Origin of the sequence: Roseobacter sp. HKCCD7870 (assembly GCF_037830315.1) — a bacterium.
Classification (GTDB): Bacteria; Pseudomonadota; Alphaproteobacteria; order Rhodobacterales; family Rhodobacteraceae; genus M30B80.
This window is the reverse complement of record NZ_JBBLYO010000001.1, coordinates 727,822-746,465: the sequence shown is the minus strand read 5'-3', so window position 1 is coordinate 746,465 and position 18,644 is coordinate 727,822. Positions and strand designations below refer to the sequence as shown.

General features: G+C 51.4%; 17 protein-coding genes. All 17 read left to right on the top strand.

The features are described from left to right. Positions 1-8: 8 nt before the first annotated feature. The 17 genes from AAC637_RS03775 to AAC637_RS03700 all read left to right on the top strand — a co-directional run bounded on the left by AAC637_RS03775 (position 9) and on the right by AAC637_RS03700 (position 18,644). The gene (locus AAC637_RS03775; RefSeq protein WP_340302380.1) at positions 9-920 is read left to right on the top strand and encodes a sulfotransferase family protein; all 912 of its coding nucleotides are present in this window, start codon (positions 9-11) and stop codon (positions 918-920) included. A gap of 38 nt (positions 921-958) precedes the next feature. Further along, positions 959-1,729 (top strand): imidazole glycerol phosphate synthase subunit HisF, encoded by a 771-nt coding sequence (hisF, locus tag AAC637_RS03770; protein WP_340302379.1) that lies wholly within the window; start codon positions 959-961, stop codon positions 1,727-1,729. Further along, the gene (hisH, locus tag AAC637_RS03765) at positions 1,726-2,355 is read left to right on the top strand and encodes an imidazole glycerol phosphate synthase subunit HisH (protein WP_340302378.1); all 630 of its coding nucleotides are present in this window, start codon (positions 1,726-1,728) and stop codon (positions 2,353-2,355) included. Before hisF ends, hisH begins: the two co-directional genes overlap by 4 nt. Positions 2,356-2,357: 2 nt before the next feature. Then, the gene (locus AAC637_RS03760) at positions 2,358-3,662 is read left to right on the top strand and encodes an N-acetyl sugar amidotransferase (RefSeq protein ID WP_340302377.1); all 1,305 of its coding nucleotides are present in this window, start codon (positions 2,358-2,360) and stop codon (positions 3,660-3,662) included. A 19-nt stretch (positions 3,663-3,681) separates the two neighbouring features. Further along, positions 3,682-4,389 carry an acylneuraminate cytidylyltransferase family protein gene (locus AAC637_RS12680; protein WP_445322704.1) on the top strand — a complete coding sequence of 236 codons (708 nt, stop codon included), beginning with the start codon at positions 3,682-3,684 and terminating at the stop codon, positions 4,387-4,389. A 22-nt stretch (positions 4,390-4,411) separates the two neighbouring features. Continuing rightward, positions 4,412-5,464, top strand: coding sequence for a sugar phosphate nucleotidyltransferase (locus tag AAC637_RS03755; RefSeq protein WP_340302376.1), 1,053 nt, complete (start codon positions 4,412-4,414; stop codon positions 5,462-5,464). After that, entirely contained in the window at positions 5,461-7,293 is a 1,833-nt protein-coding gene (locus AAC637_RS03750) for an ABC transporter ATP-binding protein (RefSeq protein WP_340302375.1), read from the top strand. Before AAC637_RS03755 ends, AAC637_RS03750 begins: the two co-directional genes overlap by 4 nt. 35 nt (positions 7,294-7,328) lie before the next feature. Then, positions 7,329-8,354, top strand: a complete 1,026-nt coding sequence (pseB, locus tag AAC637_RS03745; RefSeq protein ID WP_340302374.1) for a UDP-N-acetylglucosamine 4,6-dehydratase (inverting) — start codon at positions 7,329-7,331, stop codon at positions 8,352-8,354. Continuing rightward, on the top strand, positions 8,347-9,549 hold the full coding sequence (pseC, locus tag AAC637_RS03740; protein ID WP_340302373.1) for a UDP-4-amino-4,6-dideoxy-N-acetyl-beta-L-altrosamine transaminase: 1,203 nt from the start codon (positions 8,347-8,349) through the stop codon (positions 9,547-9,549). Before pseB ends, pseC begins: the two co-directional genes overlap by 8 nt. A gap of 2 nt (positions 9,550-9,551) precedes the next feature. Beyond that, a complete protein-coding gene (locus AAC637_RS03735) occupies positions 9,552-10,085 on the top strand; it encodes a GNAT family N-acetyltransferase (protein ID WP_340302372.1) in 534 nt (177 codons plus the stop codon). After that, positions 10,082-11,119 (top strand): UDP-2,4-diacetamido-2,4,6-trideoxy-beta-L-altropyranose hydrolase, encoded by a 1,038-nt coding sequence (pseG, locus tag AAC637_RS03730; protein ID WP_340302371.1) that lies wholly within the window; start codon positions 10,082-10,084, stop codon positions 11,117-11,119. Before AAC637_RS03735 ends, pseG begins: the two co-directional genes overlap by 4 nt. Continuing rightward, the gene (locus AAC637_RS03725; RefSeq protein WP_340302370.1) at positions 11,116-13,011 is read left to right on the top strand and encodes a hypothetical protein; all 1,896 of its coding nucleotides are present in this window, start codon (positions 11,116-11,118) and stop codon (positions 13,009-13,011) included. The genes pseG and AAC637_RS03725 overlap by 4 nt, the downstream gene beginning before the upstream one ends. Before the next feature lie 304 nt (positions 13,012-13,315). Continuing rightward, the gene (locus tag AAC637_RS03720; RefSeq protein ID WP_340302369.1) at positions 13,316-14,332 is read left to right on the top strand and encodes an N-acetylneuraminate synthase family protein; all 1,017 of its coding nucleotides are present in this window, start codon (positions 13,316-13,318) and stop codon (positions 14,330-14,332) included. A 9-nt stretch (positions 14,333-14,341) separates the two neighbouring features. Next, positions 14,342-15,538: a GNAT family N-acetyltransferase gene (locus AAC637_RS03715; protein WP_340302368.1), complete on the top strand. Its 1,197-nt coding sequence runs from the start codon at positions 14,342-14,344 to the stop codon at positions 15,536-15,538. 22 nt (positions 15,539-15,560) lie between these two features. Next, complete coding sequence (locus AAC637_RS03710; protein ID WP_340302367.1) at positions 15,561-16,592, top strand: ATP-grasp domain-containing protein; 1,032 nt, start codon at positions 15,561-15,563, stop codon at positions 16,590-16,592. A gap of 37 nt (positions 16,593-16,629) precedes the next feature. Next, complete coding sequence (locus tag AAC637_RS03705; RefSeq protein ID WP_340302366.1) at positions 16,630-17,937, top strand: aminotransferase class III-fold pyridoxal phosphate-dependent enzyme; 1,308 nt, start codon at positions 16,630-16,632, stop codon at positions 17,935-17,937. After that, entirely contained in the window at positions 17,937-18,644 is a 708-nt protein-coding gene (locus AAC637_RS03700) for a PIG-L deacetylase family protein (RefSeq protein WP_340302365.1), read from the top strand. The genes AAC637_RS03705 and AAC637_RS03700 overlap by 1 nt, the downstream gene beginning before the upstream one ends.

Genomic DNA, 18,644 nt, shown 5'->3' with positions numbered 1-18,644 from the left:
ATAGCTGCATGATGTCTCTTCTTTCACCTTTGATCATTTCCGGTGCGCCACGTTCGGGAACTAGCCTCTTATACAATCTTTTTGACGGCCATCCAGAAGTAAACTGGTTGGGAGATGAGGGCTTTTTGTTCGAGTATTTGGATGATTTAGGTGATAATTCTGAGTTGTTTTTAAAGGCTATTCCTCGAGACACTGAGAATTTAATTAAAGGCTTGCGAGACAAACAGGTCATGCCTCCGCTTGAAGAGCCTTATCAGCAATCCGTTGAACGTGGATCTGTTTCTGAAGTCACTATCCACTGGTCATGGGACGAGGCTGCATATCGAAGTGTCTTAGGGGCCGATGGTCCGCACGATATCCCTTCACTATGGCGCATCCTCGCGTCGGCCTGTGTTTCTGGGCTTGGACAGGTCCAGCGAAGGTTTGCATGCATGAAGTCTCCAGACTTCGGAAAATCGGCAGTCTCAGCTCTGCGGTGGTGTCCAGATGCTCGGTCCGTGATAATCGTGAGGGATCCGCTCTATTCGCTCGATAGTTTGAAGAGGTCTCGAGAGCTGCGAGGCGAGAAACTACTAAGTTGGCCACTGATGGCACTTCAAGTCGAACGGTTTCTCAGGCTGCACGAGATAATTCGCAAGTCTGACAAAAAAAGGCTTTGCGTGGTTCGTTATGAGACGCTGGTTAATGATCCCGAAGGAGTGATGCGCGGCGTCGCAAGCTGGATTGGAATTGATTACGATGATTGTCTTTTGCAGCCGTCCATGCACGGGCAGTTTTGGCCTGGGATTTCTAGTTTTGCGCCGACTGAGGGCATTGGGGATGCACCGCAGCGACGTGGGCTCCAAGCGCTCAGCATTTCCGAACAGGAGTTCGTGCGGCGAGCACTTTCTGATTTTCGCGACGACTTCAACTACGCTTAATCTACTGCTCCGTCTGAGTATTGGATCAGGATTTTATCATGCAGCCACCACGATTAATCTCACGCCTCGATATCAAGGGCGATAACGTAATTAAAGGTATTCACCTTGAGGGTCTACGGGTGATTGGCGCCCCTAGGGAAATTGCTAGACGGTATTATCAAGCAGGCATTGACGAAATCGTGTATATGGACGCGGTAGCCTCCCTTTACGGGCGCAACAACATCTTGTCTGTAATCGAGCAGGCAGCGCGCGACATCTTTGTACCTCTCACCGTTGGCGGTGGCATCCGCACTGTTGACGACATCGTGGCAGCGCTTCGAGCTGGAGCAGACAAAGTCGCAGTAAATACTGCAGCGATAGGCAGGCCGACATTCCTTCGTGAGGCAGCAGAGATGTTCGGAAGTCAGTGCATTGTACTATCTGTTGAGGCGAAGCGCCGGGGCGCCAAAGAATGGGAAGCTTTAACCGACAATGGACGGGAACGGACTGGTATCAATGTGCTTGATTGGGTAGAGGAAGCTGAATCGCTTGGGGTGGGCGAAGTTATGGTGACGTCCGTCGATTATGAAGGAACCCGACGGAATTTTGATCATGATCTATTCAGGGCCGTTCGGGAGCGAGTTTCTTTACCTGTGATTGGTTGCGGTGGTGCCGGTCGTGTTGAAGATTTGGTCGAAGCACTTATTGACGATCGAATTGATGCCGTAGCTTGCGCCAGTCTGTTGCATTACGCTCATGCGAGCGTTTCTGAAATTAAAGCGGCGATAAGTAACGCTGGCATACCTGTTCGTATAGAGGCATCAAAATGATCGTTATAGTAGATTACGGTCGTGGCAATCTTTTCTCGCTTAGCCAAGCACTGCGCCACTTAGGTATAGCACATGTTGTTTCAGATCGCCCCGAGGATGTTTTGCAAGCAGACCGTGTCATCTTCCCTGGAGTGGGAGCGTTTGGCGACGCCATGAATGAGCTTAGACATCGGGATTTGGTGGAGCCCTTAAGAGAAGTGGTCGCCGCAGGAAAGCCGACTTTAGGTATTTGTGTAGGTTGCCAGTTGATGCTCGCTCGTGGAGAAGAATTCGGTGATCATGAAGGCTTGGGCTTTTTTTCCGGAAATGTATCGCGACTTCCAGGGCCTCGATCGGAGGACGTATCCCCAACCCGTATTCCAAACGTTGGGTGGCATCCTCTTATGGTAAACTCGGCTACGCGTTTCTTTGATTCTAAGGCGGCTGGGGAGTGGATGTATTTTGTTCATTCCTATGCGCCGTTCCCAAAGGATCCGTCGCATGTAGCTGCAACGATAGCCGTCAATGGCATCGAGGTGCCAGTCGCGATTGAGCGAGACAACCTTGTCGGCGTACAGTTCCATCCTGAGAAGAGCGGGCCAGCGGGGCTTCGGTTTTTGTCGAGGTTTCTCGAGGCGGGTATGTGAAGATGCAGGAGGCCAATTCGATGATTTCAGGAGCGCGAACCAAGGTGGTAGAGCTTGAAGGAAAGCGGTATGTTGCCGACCCTGATGAAGGACCACTGGAAATTAAATATGGCCTGCCAGCGGATGTCCTATTTTGTAAAAGTTGCGTGATATCCAATCAAAGGCCCTCTTCTTCAGTTGAGTTTAAACACACCAAGGACTCAAAGAAGCAGACAATTGTTTTCGGCGCAGATGGTATTTGCGATGCCTGTCGGTTTGCTGAGCAAAAAAAACGGCTTGTAGACTGGGGAGAGCGCAGAGCGCAACTTTCTGAACTGTGCGATCGGTACAGGTCACGGAATGGGTCATATGATTGCTTAGTTCCAGGTTCGGGCGGCAAGGACTCTATCTATGCTGCTATGGTGTTGAAGAACGAATTTGGCATGACGCCTCTGACTGTCACTTGGGCACCTCATCTTTATACGGATGTAGGCTGGCATAACCATCAAGCCTGGGTGCACAATGGTGGTTTTGACAACTATCTTTTTACGCCTAATGGTCAGGTCCACAGGAAGCTGACACAACTTGCCTACCGAAACTTACTTCATCCATTTCAGCCATTTATTTTTGGACAGAAGAATTATGCTCCGAAGATGGCACTTAAAATGGGTATTCCGTTGGTTTTCTATGGCGAGAACGAGGCCGAATATGGAAATCCGGTTAAAGACAACTCAAGATCTACGCGGGATACTTCGTTTTATACGCAAGCGTCTGGGGGGGATAATGAACTTTTTTTTGGCGGTGTTCCGGTCTCAGAGCTCCCATCACATGGCATCAAGCCGGGTGAGATGGATCCGTACATGCCGGTTGACGGTGACATTCTACGAAAGGCCGAAGTTGAGGTACACTATCTTGGCTATTACCTGAAATGGGTTCCACAAGAGTGCTACTACTATTCTTCCGAACATGTTGGTTTTCTTGCAAACGAAGATCGTACAGAAGGAACATACTCTAAATACAATTCGATCGATGACAAGACTGATCCCTACCATTATTGGACGACGCTAGTGAAGTTTGGCATCGGGCGTACAACCTACGATGCAAGCCAAGAAATCCGGAACGATCATATCTCGCGTGAAGAAGGGGTTGCGCTGGTGCATCGCTATGATCAAGAGTTCCCTAGGAAGTATTTTAAAGACTTTCTCGAATACCTTGATATCGGTGAAGCGGAGTTCTTCGAAATTGCGGATACTTTTCGTTCGCCGCACCTTTGGAAAAAAACCTCTAGCGGTTGGCAGCTGCGTCATCAGGTAAACAACGATTTATGATTAATGGTTGTGTTTTGTGATGGATATATTGGTTGTAGTGCCAGCTCGTGGGGGCTCCAAGCGTTTGCCCGGAAAGAACTTACGGCTCTTGGGGACGAAGTCGCTCATTGGCTGGACCGCAGAGGCCATTGAGAGTGCCGGCTTGTCCAGCTGCGCTGTCCTGAGCACGGACGACCCGTTAATTGCCGCGGAAGGTCGCCGTTTTGGTCTTACAGTTCCGTTTCTAAGGCCTCCAGAGCTCTCGACTGACGATGCGCCGACAGTAGATACAGTTCTGCACGCCCTTACTTGGCGGCGTGCGCAGTTTGGCCATGACCCAGAGGCGGTTCTGGTTTTACAACCGACCTCACCCTTGCGTGGTTTTTCGTGTATTCTCGCAGCGATTTCACTTCTTTCATCGCGTCCAGATGTGAACAGCGTGATTTCCATGAACAGACACGACTTACCCCGAAATGCCATATTTTTTCCGGCCAATGCGGGGGGCGTAGAGCCCTTGGGAGTAGACGTGCGATCTCCTGTATATCTCCCCAACGGTGCGGTTTATTTGACCCGGACTGCCGCTCTGAGGGCATCAAGGAGTATATATGCCGATCCAATTGTACCTCTAGAGATCGACCCGCGTCGTACCGTAGATGTGGACACCGAGCTTGACTGGCAAATAGCGGAGGCCTTTCTTGCGGCGGGTCTGCCCCCCGAAGCCGAGGCGCGGGCGACTTCATGCGAATAGGTATTATGGAGCTTAGCGGCCAATGATCTTACTCCGCGAATTTTCGGATTATGTTTGCCTGCCGTCTGTGTCAATTCGCGCGGTTCTAGAGCGAATTAATCGTACAGCACATTTGTTCCAGCTTGTTGTCGATACGGATGGTCGTTTATTAGGAACCGTCACAGACGGCGACATCCGTCGGGCTATGCTTACAGGCGTAGGTCTTGACGCCCCAGCGTCGGTTTGTATGAAGACTCAACCGCTTACGGGACGTATTGGAGAGACGGCCAAAAACTTTGAAAAGCTCGGTGGCATCGGAAGTACCCGACGTTTTTTGCCAATTCTGGATGACCAGAGCCGCGTCGCTGAGCTCTTTATCGGTTCAAAAGGCGATCTAGGGATCGCTACGGCTCTTGTTATGGCAGGCGGGTTCGGTAAGCGGCTCGGGGAACGTACGAAGTGCACACCGAAACCTCTCCTACAGGTAGGGGGCCGTCCGATTCTCGATAGGGTCATTAGTGCTCTTGAGGACTCTGGCGTCCCGTCTATAACGCTTTCTGTTCATTATCTTTCCGAACAAATATATGATTTCGTTTCGGCACGGGATAACCGTGCCCATATTCATTTTGTCGAGGAAACGCAGCCTCTAGGGACGGCTGGCGCGCTTGGGCTGGTCAAGGATATCGAACGCTCACCCGTGCTCGTAGTTAACGGTGACGTCCTGACTGGGTGTGACTTTGTAGCGCTTCATGACTTTCATATGCGGCACGGGCTCGACGGCACGATAGGAGTGACCCGTTATGACGTGGACGTGCCTTACGGTGTTATACGCCAAGACGAGGAAGGTTTTTTTGCGGGGATTGAGGAAAAACCTCGTATCTCGAATTTCGTCGCTGGTGGTGTCTACTACCTCTCGCCAGCGTTCTTAGCGTTAGTGCCATTGGGGCGACCTTTTGACATGCCTGAACTTCTAAACAGCGGTCGCGAAATCGGTCTACGAATAGGTCTTTTCCCGATCCACGAGTATTGGACGGATGTTGGACATCCGGAAGATCTTGAGGCAGCCGACGCTCACCATCGAGTAGATAACGAATGATCCGCGAAGTTTTCCGGGATGCCGCTCAAATCGGGCTTTCGTCACGGTCAGTTTTTATGCTGCTTGGTTTGCAGCTGGGCGGGACAGCGATGGAATTGCTTGGCCTTGCGGCGATCTTGCCTATATTCCAGTTCGTACAAGCGGATGGTGATGTGGCGCGCCTGTCAAGGGAGCAGGACTGGTGGGCGCAACTGGTGGAGCTACACGCTCTCTTTGGTTTTGGTGTTTCGTTGGCGTCGCTTCTTGCGATGACGATGGTGTCATTACTTTTTCGCCAAGCCTTTGTATACGTTCGTCTGTTGTATCAGGCCCGTAAACGAGAGAGCATTCTTGCAGGCCTCAGGTTTAAGGGCTTTGCTCGCTATCTAAGATCAGATCTTTCTTATCAGGAGAGCGACGATTCAGGTCGTATAGTCAACGACTTAACCACAGAGCTATCCCGTGCTGTTGAAAATGTTTTTGGCGGCATCACGTTGATGGGTTATGGACTACTTCTCGTCGTTTACACTGCGACGCTGTTGGTAATCTCGGGGATAATGACCCTCCTTGCGGTTGCCATTTTTGGTGTTGCGGCCTTTGCTGTGCGACGCTTGATGTATGAAAGCTCGGCAGTTGGGAGCCAAGTGACTGCCGCTAACCAGGCTATGTCGTCTTTTCTTGTGGAGCGGCTAAAGCATCCTCGCCTAATACGTCTTGCGGGCACTGAAGATATCGAGGCCGAACGGATGCGCATCCTAACCAAGGAACAGCGTGACCGAAATGTACAGATACTCACGCTACTTGCAAACCTTGAGATCATCATTGAGCCACTTGTGATCGGCGGCGCGCTCGTTTTTGTGTACTTTAGCATAGATTGGCTTAGCCTACCCCTTGAAGCAGTGGGCCTTTTCCTGATGCTGATCGTTCGTCTACTTCCGGTGGTAAAAGAGGCAACTCGCGTACGTCAGGGGCGCCGAGGGACTCGTGCGGCGTTCGAGGCGATCGTTTCACGTTTGACCGAGATGGAAGTCGCACGCGAGCAGGAAGCGGGCGAAGAACATTTCACGGGCGTCAATAAAGTTATCTCGTTTTCCGACGTTTGCTTTGCTTACGATGGAGGTGCTGTCGGTGTGCGTACTACTCTAGCGCTGCAAATGGTTAGTCTTGAGCTAGGCGCTGGCCAGATTACGGCTTTAGTTGGGCCATCAGGGGCGGGTAAGTCCACGCTCGTAGACCTGGTGCCCCGGCTGCGCCGGCCGCAGGCCGGAAAAATAGAAATAGACGGACAGGATATCCGAAATTTTTCCTTGCAGAGCCTTCGCAAAGGCGTCGCTTATGCTCCGCAGTCTCCACAGATCTTTAATGTGCCTCTCGCTGAGCACATACGCTATGGTCGTCCAAAGGCTACGATGGAAGAGGTTCGCCGCGCCGCTGAGCTAGCCAATGCGGCAGCGTTCATAGAATCAATGGCGGACGGATATGCTTCACTGGCAGGTGATGGTGGTAGCCGGCTTTCTGGCGGCCAGCGTCAACGCCTAGATTTGGCGCGCGCGTTAGTGAGTAGGGCTCCAATTCTGATTCTTGACGAGCCGACGAGTGCACTTGATGCTGAATCAGAGTTACTCTTTCGGGACGCCTTAGAGCGTATCCGACGAGAAACGAACATCACCGTGATTGTTATCGCCCATCGGCTTTCTACCGTCACTCTCGCCGATAAGATTGTAGTTTTGCAGAATGGACGCGTCGTAGCCGAAGGTAGCCATGGCCAGTTGATTGGCGCCGGTGGTTGGTATAGAGAAGCGTTTCTCTCGCAGCAAAGTAGTTCCCTGCGACCTATGGTTTCAGGTTGATTGCAAATATCATAGCCTAATATTGAAAGCTAAGCATGCGAATATTTGACCAGTCTAGACCCGATTTGAATGGGGCTAAAATCCTTGTAACCGGCGGAACCGGCTCCTTCGGTAAGGCGTTCATTCGTCGCGTTTTGAGCGACTTTGCTCCCAAGCGCGTCGTTATTTTCTCGCGGGATGAGCTTAAACAATATGAAATGGAGAGGCAGATCCCTACTGCAGTGCGGGATAAGGTCCGGTTTTTTATTGGTGATGTGCGCGACGTTGATCGTTTAGAACTTGCTATGCGCGATATTGATATTGTGATCCACGCTGCTGCGTTGAAGCATGTCCCTGCAGCAGAGTATAATCCTTTTGAATGCGTCAAGACTAATATTCATGGCGCAGAAAACGTCGTGATGGCGGCACTTCGATCCCGCGTCCAACGTGTTATTGCGCTGTCGACGGACAAAGCGGCTAGTCCGATTAACCTCTACGGTGCAAGTAAACTGGCTTCAGACAAGATTTTCGTGGCGGCTAATAACCTTGCAGGCGGTCAGGACACCCGGTTCGCGGTGGTCCGCTATGGTAATGTGTTGGGATCACGTGGCAGCGTTGTGCCGTTCTTTAGGGAACTGATCGCCTCTGGTGCAAAGAGCCTGCCGATTACCCATCCGGAAATGACCCGGTTCTGGATTACTTTGGATCAGGGGGTGCAGTTCGTCCTGTCCTCACTTGCCATGATGTCCGGAGGAGAGGTGTTTGTGCCAAAGATACCAAGCATGAGGGTTGTGGATGTGGCGCTGGCGTTGGAGCCTGATCTTCCTCATGAAATTGTGGGCATCAGACCTGGCGAGAAGCTTCACGAGACAATGATTACTGCCGATGACTCCCGAATGACACTGGAGCTCTCGGATCGTTTCATTATTCAACCTAGCTTCACGTTTTGGAGCGCTCACCACCTGGTGAAAAATGGCGCGGTCAATGTCCCATCCGGGTTCGAGTATATAAGCGATACTAATTCGGAGTGGTTGGACAAAGATAGTTTCCATGAGTTGCTGAGCGGCTTGGAAAATGCCTGACGAAGCTTTCCTTCCTTATGGGCGGCATACGATTGAGGCTGATGACATTGGTGCGGTCGTTGACGTGCTTTCCGGCGAATATCTAACTACTGGTCCAGCAGTCGAGGCGTTGGAGGCTGCATTCTGCGAAGCTACAGGTGCACCGCACTCCGTAGCCTGCTCTAGTGGCGCCGCCGGCCTGCATCTCTCTTATCTTGCTCTTGGTCTCGGGCGTGGCGACAAGGTCGTGGTGCCATCGGTGACTTTCTTGGCCACGGCATCTATGGCACATTTAGCTGGGGCCGAGGTGATCTTTGCCGATGTCGATCCCGATACGGCGCTGATGACGGAGGACACGTTTGAAGCCGCGATATGGCGGGCCGGCGGCAACGTAGCGGCCGTTGTGCCAGTTCACATGTGTGGTCAAATGGTCGACATGGATGCGATTGGCCTCATCGCACAGAATAGTGGTATCCGGATAGTTGAAGACGCCTGTCACGCACTGGGCGGGAGGGATGCAAAGGATTGTCCGACGGGTCAGGGCTCTACTTCTGATCTTACCATGTTCTCCTTGCATCCGGTAAAAACAGTGGCGGGCGGTGAGGGGGGCGTTGTTACAACCGCTGATCCAGATTTGGCGGCGCGAATGCGCACGCTGCGAAACCATGGCATGATGCGAGACCGTTTTCTTGATGCTACGCAAGCTACTGCGGCCGATGGCGCGGAAAACCCTTGGTACTATGAATTGGCAGAGCCTGCGTTCAACTACCGTCTGTCTGATATTCACGCAGCGCTTGCAACGTCCCAAATGTCAAAACTTGAAAGGTTCGTTGTGCGAAGAGCGGAGCTGCGCGCTCGCTACGAAGGCCTTTTTGCTGAACGCGCTAGTGTTTTTAATGGGCGTGTTCGGCTCGCTCCATCCACAGCCAAAGGTCGCACTAGCTGGCACTTGTGTGTGGCGCTGTTTGAATTCGAAGTAATTGGTAAAGATCGAGCGTATGTAATGAGAGCGCTGCGCGAGCTAGGTATTGGAACTCAAGTACATTATTTGCCTCTGCACCGGCAACCGTGGTGGAGGCAAAGAAATGGAAATACTTATCTTCCCGGTGCTGATAGTTGGTATGCGCGTTGTCTGTCTCTTCCGCTGTTCCCTGGAATGCGCGATGAAGACGTAGATCGCGTAGTTGACGCCATCACTGCACTGGTCAGGTTCTAGCAGTGAAACTACCGGAAGATTGGTCGACGGAAAGGCTTTTGCTCCGGCAGCTAAGCATTAATGATGCTGACGGCCCGTATGCAATGTGGGTTCTTGATCCCGAAGTCACCCGATACCTTGAAATAAGGTTTAACCCACCAGATACAAAGCAACTTCGTAAATATATTCAAGAAATGAACTTAAGCGCGGATAACTTGGTCGTGGGTTTGGAGCGAAAAGATACAGGCATGCACATAGGAAATATCCGTGTTGGGCCAATAGACAAATGGCACCTGCGTGCAGCCGTTGGTCTAATGCTTGGCGATCGTGGCTCTTGGGGCAAGGGATTTGCCAGTGAAGCAATAGCGGCTGTAACGGATTTCGCGTTTAATGTGCTGGAGTTAGAAAAATTATACGCGGGGCTCTATTCACCTAACAAGGGCTCGGAGAAGGCATTCCGCAACGCCGGTTACCATGTGGAGGCTGTTCGACGAGCACATGCGGTGCTCGATGGCGATAGGATCGACGTGATTGAGATGGCAAAATTTCGTTCGTGAAAAAAGCAGTTTTTCGAGTAGATGCAAGCTCCGAGATCGGAGGCGGACACGTTGGGCGTTGCTTAGCCCTTGGCGCAGCTCTGAGTGCGATTGGTTGGAGTGTAGTATTTGCATCTCGCCCTGGAACCGCGACCGCAGCGCCTTTGCTGGTAGAAAGTGGCCTTCAAATCATCGACTTGGATTGCGCCGTTGAACCTTTTGCTGAAGCAGAAAAAATAATTACATCACTGGGAGAAAGGCCCCACCTTCTCGTTGTCGACCACTATGGTTTAGGGGCAGAGTACGAAAATGCATTTCGGCGTGTTGCCGGCTTGGTCGCTGCGATTGACGACGTACCGGGTGAGCGGCCGCACTTAGTCGATATTTTGATTGATGGAACCCCGGGACGACAAGGCCATGATTGGTCCCCCCACGTTCCCAAGGCGGCGCTGATATTGGCAGGTACTAGATATGCTTTGGTTCGTGCCAGCGTTGTCGACATGCGACAAGAAGCTCTTTCCCGCCTTCGTAGAAATGAAGTTCGTAAAGTCACCATTTTCTTTGGTATGGCGGACAAACAAAAGGCTACCCTGACAGCAATGTTGGCTACTCGCGCTGCTTTTCCCCAGGCCCAAATGGATGTGATCGCAGGTGCGGCTGTGCGGCATTTAGCCGAGATCAAAACTGTGGCTGGCGCAGTCGGAGCGTCGGTGTCTGTTTCGCCTAGCGACTATCTGGATCGGTTGGTGGCCTCCGATTTGGCTTTCGGAGCAGGTGGTGTTGCGGCGATTGAGCGTGCTTGCCTCGGGGTACCAAGCATCGCAATTGAGACTGCAATGAACCAGAAACAAGTCATCGAAGCATTAGAAATCTCTGGCGCTCTAATCAATGCCGGCCCAATAAAACAAATGAACGAAGAGAGAATGGTTCCAATATTGAAAGAGGCTGCCCAGGAACTGAATAGGATTTCTAAATGTGCGGCAGCAACCATTGATGGGCTTGGCGCAAGGCGTGCAGCACAGGTTTTGTCTCAGTATGTTGAGAAAGCGGTATGACTTTGAATGCAAGTGAAACAGCTGATATTAGTGGTTGCATGGTGAATGGTGCTGACGTGCAGGGGCTTGCGTCGGTCAGTGCCGTTTTTTGCGACAGCCTGGAGGTCTTGCAAGCCGCACGTGAGCGTGGCCTAAAATCCGAGGCAAGAATTCTAACAATGTCCCCGGCGCTGGCTCTGTCAGGGCTAGACAATGTCGAATACCTTGAGGCTAGGGTCCCGACAGATGTAATGCGCTGGGTACATGGAAGTCTGAATGATTTTGCCGCGGCAGTTGTTTCTGCTGCACGTAGCGAGCCATGCCTCGCCGAACATGCGCTTTTGGCAGGCCAAACTGCTATGTTGATTAATCCTTGGATGCTTAAAGCGGCATGTTTGACCGAGAATGATTTTCGGGAGCCTCGCGCGGTGCTGTTGGTCGATGAAGCAAGTCCTTCCTACAGCGCGTCATTTTCCGCGCCTTGGCAAACGCTTCTAGCTGGAGCGCAAAAGCTTTTGGTGGAACGTTTTCCTGTAACGCCCACTTGCGAGCGTTCAGCGCGAGGAGAAAGCGACGTTTCCTTTCTCAATCGCCTAGCCGTCGCAGGGCCAGATCGTGCATTGTATAGATTGCTCCTTGCATTCTGGCGAGCGATGCCGTGCGGTCTTGGAAAAGGCGAAATCATCGTCACGAAAGAAAATGAACTCGTTAAAGAAACCGCCGTTCAACTAGGCCTTCGAGGCTATCGACTTTCGGAAATAAGTGTTAACAGAATATCCGCGGAGCAACTGAATGAAGAAAAAAGGTTAACGTTTCGCCAAGTGCTTGAGCCAATTTTGCGTAAACGTTTTTCGAGACTACTCACTCCTAAAGCAGAAGAGAACCTAACAGATATATTTTTTGACCGTCTCTTTTCGGCCGTTGGCCGGCAGTGTTCGTGGAAGAGTTTTTGGTCTGCTAAGTTCTCCGGGCAAACTTGCCGTCGGCCGTCTGCTATACTAACGAATTTTCCGACAGCTGAGGTATTCGAACCGCTTAGATCTATCGCCGAAAGAGAGCGTTGTCTTGTCGCTGCATTCCAGCATGGAGTGGATCGCGAAATGGCGTGGGCTGTGGATCAAAAAGAAATCGTACTCGAGAACGTGCTCTCGGATGTCTTGTTTACATACAATGAGGCAAGCCGAAATGTTGCGTTGCGGAACCGCTTTGCAACTAACTGTAAGAATGTTGCTGCAGTGGGGATGCCTCGCGACTACTTTAGGGTTGGGCGATCACGAATTGCTGCTGAAGCGCCACCTATTCTTTTTGTATCAACATTACTGTATAGATCATATAATCAGCTGCGTTTTGAGGAGCGTTCGGATCTGGATAAGGCGCGAGATGAAATCCAACTCATAGAAGAGGTTCTCGATCGTCTGCCTCACCGTGTTGGTTATAAGCCATATCCTGCACTTCGATTTCCCGATCCGGACCCTGTAATTGCTGCTGCTTTGAAGGCTGGTTCTGTCGAAGTGTTGGGTGGTCATGTTGACCTTCGCTATATGTTAAATCGGCACCGAGTTTTGGTAAGTACTCGCGCCACTAGTACTATAGGCTGGTGTGTCATGTCGAAACGACCTTTCGTTTTCATTGATACAGGTGACTATTTCAGAATTCAGCCAAACATGCGCGATGCATTTATTGAGGGCACTTTCTTCTTCGATGCGACATGCCCTACTTGGCGAAGCGACCTACGTCATTTTCTTTCCAGGCCATTACAAGATATTGAAGAGGAGTGGCGTGCAAAAGAAGAAGGCCATGCTAAACTAGTAGAGCGTTGTTTTACGGTTCCGGTACCGGGCGCTGGTCAAAGGGCCGCGCGCATGATCTCTGACTACATAGAGCCCAATTTGACGGCGAGACTTCCTGCCTGAATTGTCAAAGATTGTCTTTTGAATAAGCGGCGCATGGTGAAAACGGCAGCGAAGGGCCTTTACAAGCCACTTTGGGTCGATGCTGTTGTTTGCGTGTGAACCGGCATACCTTTGAAAAGCTTACAATGTGGACATATAATTTTGCAGATAGTGATGGCGCTCTTGTCATGCCTAATTTGCAACGGGACCTTGCGCTACTTTGGAATCATAGCTTTGCACCTAAGATTGTGTTGGTGCATGCTTAGGTCTAAATGTGGTGATATATCTCACGTTTTTAATGACTTCTCGTTAGGGGGCTGTGGTTATGTCATTTCAGATCGGTAACAGGGTCATCGGTGCCGATGCACCTTGCTTTGTGATAGCCGAGGTCGGTATCAACCACGGTGGAAGCGAAGAGATAGCTGAAGATATGCTGCGCGCCGCAGCTACGTGCGGTGCCGACGCTGTGAAGCTGCAGACTGTTGATGCGGACGAAAGTTACGCGCCCGGTACGGTGTCACATGCTGAGTTCAAGGGCAAAGAGTTGTCGCTCGATGCTCATCTTAGGCTTAGGCAAGTCGCGGAAGACTTGGGTGTCGTGCTTTTCACAACGCCTGCGGATTTTCCTAGCCTCGATTTGTCTATAGCTTCAGGGTTCGCTGCGCTGAAAATATCGTCCGGGCTTTTGACCAATGTGCCATTGCTGCGTCGTGCTGCGAGGGCGCGGCTTCCGTTGATCATCTCAACTGGAATGGCAGAAATTGAGGATGTCGATCTTGCAGTTACGACGCTGACTGATGCTGGCTGTAACAACTATGCCATCCTTCAATGTACTTCACTTTATCCAGCGCCTGCCGAGACACTTAATCTCAGAGCGATGGATACACTTCGAACGAAATACAACTGTCCAGTTGGCTTTTCTGATCACCATGCTGGCATTTTGGCATGTGTTGCTGCCGTTGCGATGGGAGCGCAAGTCATAGAAAAACACTTCACTCTTGATGGGCGGATGCCCGGAGCGGACCATGCCATTTCAATCGAGCCTGAACAATTTGCAAGAATGGTTTCAGAAATTCGGCACGTTGAGAAAATGCGAGGCTCTGGCGAAAAGGTTGCTGTTGATGAGGAAAGGCGCCTAAAACCACAGCGTCACAGAGTAATTTCTGCTAGACGTCATTTGTCTGCTGGTGAAACTCTAGGGGAGGAAGACATCTCCCTGATGCGGCATTTGCCCGGGGAGACTGGGTTACCGCCTTCAGCATTTAGCGAGATAATCGGAAGGAAGTTGGTACGTTCGGTGGCTCGAGCAAAACCAATCAAACGGGAAGACTTGGCTCGGTAGTTCTACGATATGGTTGAAACATCATTGAGCGCATTTCAGGGTCCAGTTGTTGCGATTGTTCAGGCGCGGATGACCTCCACTCGTTTGCCTGGCAAGGTGCTTGCCGACATCTTAGGGCGTCCACTGTTAGAGTTCATGCTAAAACGCGTGCAACGTTCGCAGCTTTTGGACGAAATTTGGGTAGCAACCACGCGGAATGCAGCAGATGATCCTGTCTGTGAGCTTTGTAAGACTTTAGGGCTCCCAGTCTTTCGCGGAGATGAGCATGATGTACTGTCACGGTTTGTAGAAGTTTGTGAAAAAACCGATGCCTCGGTTATTGTTCGACTTACTGCTGATTGCCCACTGGCGGATCCAGTAATTGTCGATGAAGCGGTTGCGATGTTGCTGGATGGAAATTACGACTATGTTTCAAATGCAATTCAAAGAAGCTTTCCAGACGGACTTGACGTAGAAGTTTTTTTGCGCTCTGCTCTCAAAGCAACTGGCGTCCATGCGACTTCTGCTTTTCAGCGCGAACATGTTACACCATACATGCGGAGTGGCGTTTACCCCGACGCTGGTAAATTTTCTGTTGGCCATTTAATGGCGCCTGCTGATTTCAGTCACTTGCGCTGGACGGTGGATACTCAGGCAGATCTTGACCATATCATCCGACTAACGAAGTTATTGCCTGCGGATTGTGGGTGGATGGAGGTCATCGCGTTACTTTCGAGAAGGCCGGATCTAATGGTGCGCGGGCGGCAGTCATCGCTTCGTTTGAGAAAAGCAGTTGCAGCAGATAGCGATATCCTTTTTCTGTGGGTTAATAGCGCTGATTCTCTTGCAGCGAAAATTGAGACCAAAGATTTGATTTCGAGGGCTGTCCATGAGGCTTGGTTTGCAGGACGGTTGAATTCGCCAAGCTGTATTATTTGGATCGCCGAGTACAACGATAAACCGATTGGACAGGTTCGAGCTGAACTTTGTGCCGAGGGCGTAGCTTTTGTGGATGTGTTTGTCGAAGCAGATGCGCGAGGTCATGGGTTGGCGCTGGCGATTATCGACGAGATGATCCGAGAGTTGGCGGTAATCTGGCCTATGGTGAGGTTGGTCGCTCGGGTTCGTTTGGAGAACAATGGCTCCCGCCGTCTTTTTGCTAAAGCGGGGTTCAAAGTAATTGAAACCAACTCCGATCATTTGGTAATGTCCCGAAATCTTCAATGATTTCTACATCTGGTGGCTTTCAATGAAAGTTCTTGTAACTGCTGCAGGTGGCGCTTTGGCGCCAGTTAATATTATGCATCTTCAGGACGGCCGTAGTCACTGTAAAGTCGTGGCCGTTGATGTGCGGAGTGACGCTATAGGCCGGTATTTCGCCGATGAGTTTGAGATCGTACCGCCTGGCAATGACCCAGAATATGTTGCAGCGATAGTTAATATTGTAAGAGCGAAAGCCGTAGACGTGGTTCTGCCTTGGTCGGACGAGGAAGCGTTAGCGTTGTCTGAACGCAAGGCGGAAATTGAGGCGGCGGGAGCGGTATTGGCTACAGAGGACGCAAGGACGCTACTCACTATGTGTGACAAGGCGGAAACTTACCGCCTTCTTTCTGAGGCCGGTGTCGAAACGGCGCATTGGCGCGTGGTTCACAACAAAGAACAGCTCTTGAAGGAACTTTGGGAACTCAAGGCGGTGAGGGGTGAAGCCGTGGTCAAACCACTGGTGGCAAGAGGAAATCGCGGTACCTTCGTAGTCTATTCAGATGCCGGCGCGCCGAAAGAATTCCTTGGGTCACGCGAATTGCATCTGGGCTGGGATGAGTTTACGGAGGGCTTCCTAAACGAGGTAGTATCAAATCTACCAGTCATTGTGATGGAGCGTTTGGTTGAGCCAGCAATCGACATAGACGTGCTCGCCTATCATGGGAAGGTTATTCACGCTATACCGAGAGAGCGGATAAATCCTGCGGGCGTGCCATTCCGCGGCTCTATATTTCGTTCGTCACCGCGATTGCTTGATCTAGCCGCGGATGTGACCAGAGCTTTTGGGCTGTCTTGGCTATATGACTATGATGTAATGCACCGAAGGGATGGAACGCCAGTAATACTTGAAGTAAACCCGCGACCGAGCGGAAGCATCGCGGCATCGCTTTCGACTGGTGTGCCGCTTTACGATGACTTATTCGATCTCATAAGCGGCAAGCCTGTGATTGAGGTTAACCTACCACCTGACGGAACAAAAAGCGTTCCCTACCTAGAAATTAGAACGATACAGAAGTGAGCTAGTTGAGGCGCGGACTTTTGAAGAGGACGGTGAAGTGAAGCGATCTTTTGACAACTCTGGAGCTCTCTACACCCGGGCTTTGAATACTATTCCACTGGCTTCTCAAACCTTTTCAAAGGCTGCAATGGCTACAGTTGAGGGAGCGGCTCCTTTGTTTCTTGAAAGGGGAGATGGTGCGCGTGTGTGGGACGTGGATGGAAACGAGTACATCGACTATGTCCTTGGGTTGCTTCCTGTCGTATTAGGTTATCGGGATCCTGACGTTGATGCGGCAATCCGCTCGCAGCTTGAGCGAGGGATTTCATTCTCGCTTGCGACTGATTTGGAACCCGAACTGGCTGAGCGATTGGTGGAAATCATACCCTGTGCAGAAATGGTGCGGTTTGGCAAAAATGGCTCTGATGCGACAAGCGCTGCGATCCGCCTTGCTCGAGCCTACACGGGCCGTGATCGGATAGCTGTTGCCGGCTATCACGGTTGGCATGACTGGTACATCGGAACGACGGCACGCCATCTCGGGGTTCCTCAGACTGTTCGCGACTTGTCGTCGAAGTTTGCATTCAACGATGCTAATACCTTGGAACACTTGCTAAAGGCTGATCCGCAAGGTTTTGCGGCGGTTATTCTTGAGCCGATGGCGCTTGAAGCGCCAGAGCCTGGGTTCCTAGAGGCTGTACGCACTCTTTGCGATCGCTACGAAGTGATTTTGGTTTTTGACGAGATCGTCACAGGTTTCCGTATCCATCTGGGGGGGGCGCAGGCAGAGTTTGGTGTCACGCCAGACCTTGCCGCATTTGGTAAGGCCATGGGCAACGGGATGCCGATCTCGGCTATCGTTGGCCAGCGTGAAATCATGCGTCATATGGAGCACATTTTTTTCTCCGGAACTTTTGGAGGGGAGGCGTTGTCGCTTGCTGCAGCGATCGCCACGATCGACAAGCTTCGCGTAGCTCAGGCTCCCAAAGTAATAAACAAACTTGGAGCTTATTTGAAGGAAGAGATTGGTAAGAAAATTTTGGAGCGGAGCTTAACAGAAGAGCTATCTGTGGGGGGAGGCGATTGGTGGCCCGCGGTTGTTGCAACAGGGCAAGGACGTTCTGATCCTGTTACGGTCACTAGCTTACTTAAACAGGAGCTGATCGCGTGGGGTGTGTTGTCTGGTGCCACCTTGAACTTGTCACTTGCTCACGCAAATGAATCCGTGGTTGGTGAGACGTTAATCGCTTACGATAGGGCGCTTGATGGATTGGCGGAGGCGCTTCGGCGTAATAACCCGGCCTCGTGCTTGCGCGGGAAACCGCTTCGTCCCGTCTTTCAGGTCCGCAATGCGAGTGCCGGGTGATGGCAATGAGAGCAACAGAGCAAGAGGCATACACATCGATCTTAGTAGTCGCCGCACACCCAGATGACGAGGCGCTTGGTTGTGCTGGGACGTTATTTCGCCACCGTTCATCTGGCGCTAAGGTTCACGTTTTGTTCCTATCCGATGGTGAAATGGCGCGGGGCGCCTCGGATAAAGCGCTCGTTAGGCGCCGTCTTGCCATGGCAGAAGCTGCAGCGGAGGCGATGGGTGGTTTGTCGACGCGATTGGCTGGTTTTCCGGACAACCGCCTCGATGCCGTTGATATGTTGGACTTGGTTAGAGCAGTGGAGGCTGAGATAGCTGAGCATAACCCCGACTTGATATATACTCACCACCCAGGTGACCTAAACATCGATCATCGGCACGCGCATCAAGCGGTGATGACAGCATGTCGGCCTATAGAAGGGCGGGGAGTACGCGAGATTCGTTGTTTTGAGGTTTTAAGCAGCACTGAATGGGCGGGCCCAGGTCTTGGTCCAGTGTTTGAGCCTACCCTATTCATTGGCCTTGACGACGCAGCGTTTGCCGCGAAGCGCGCAGCTTTCAATGCCTATGCTGCCGAAATGCGCCCCATGCCACATCCCCGGTCATGGGAGGTTATTTCTGCACTGGCCGTGCTGCGAGGCGCCACAGCCGGAATGCCTCGTGCAGAAGCATTTTTTGTGTCGCGCCGATTGGTTCCTTAA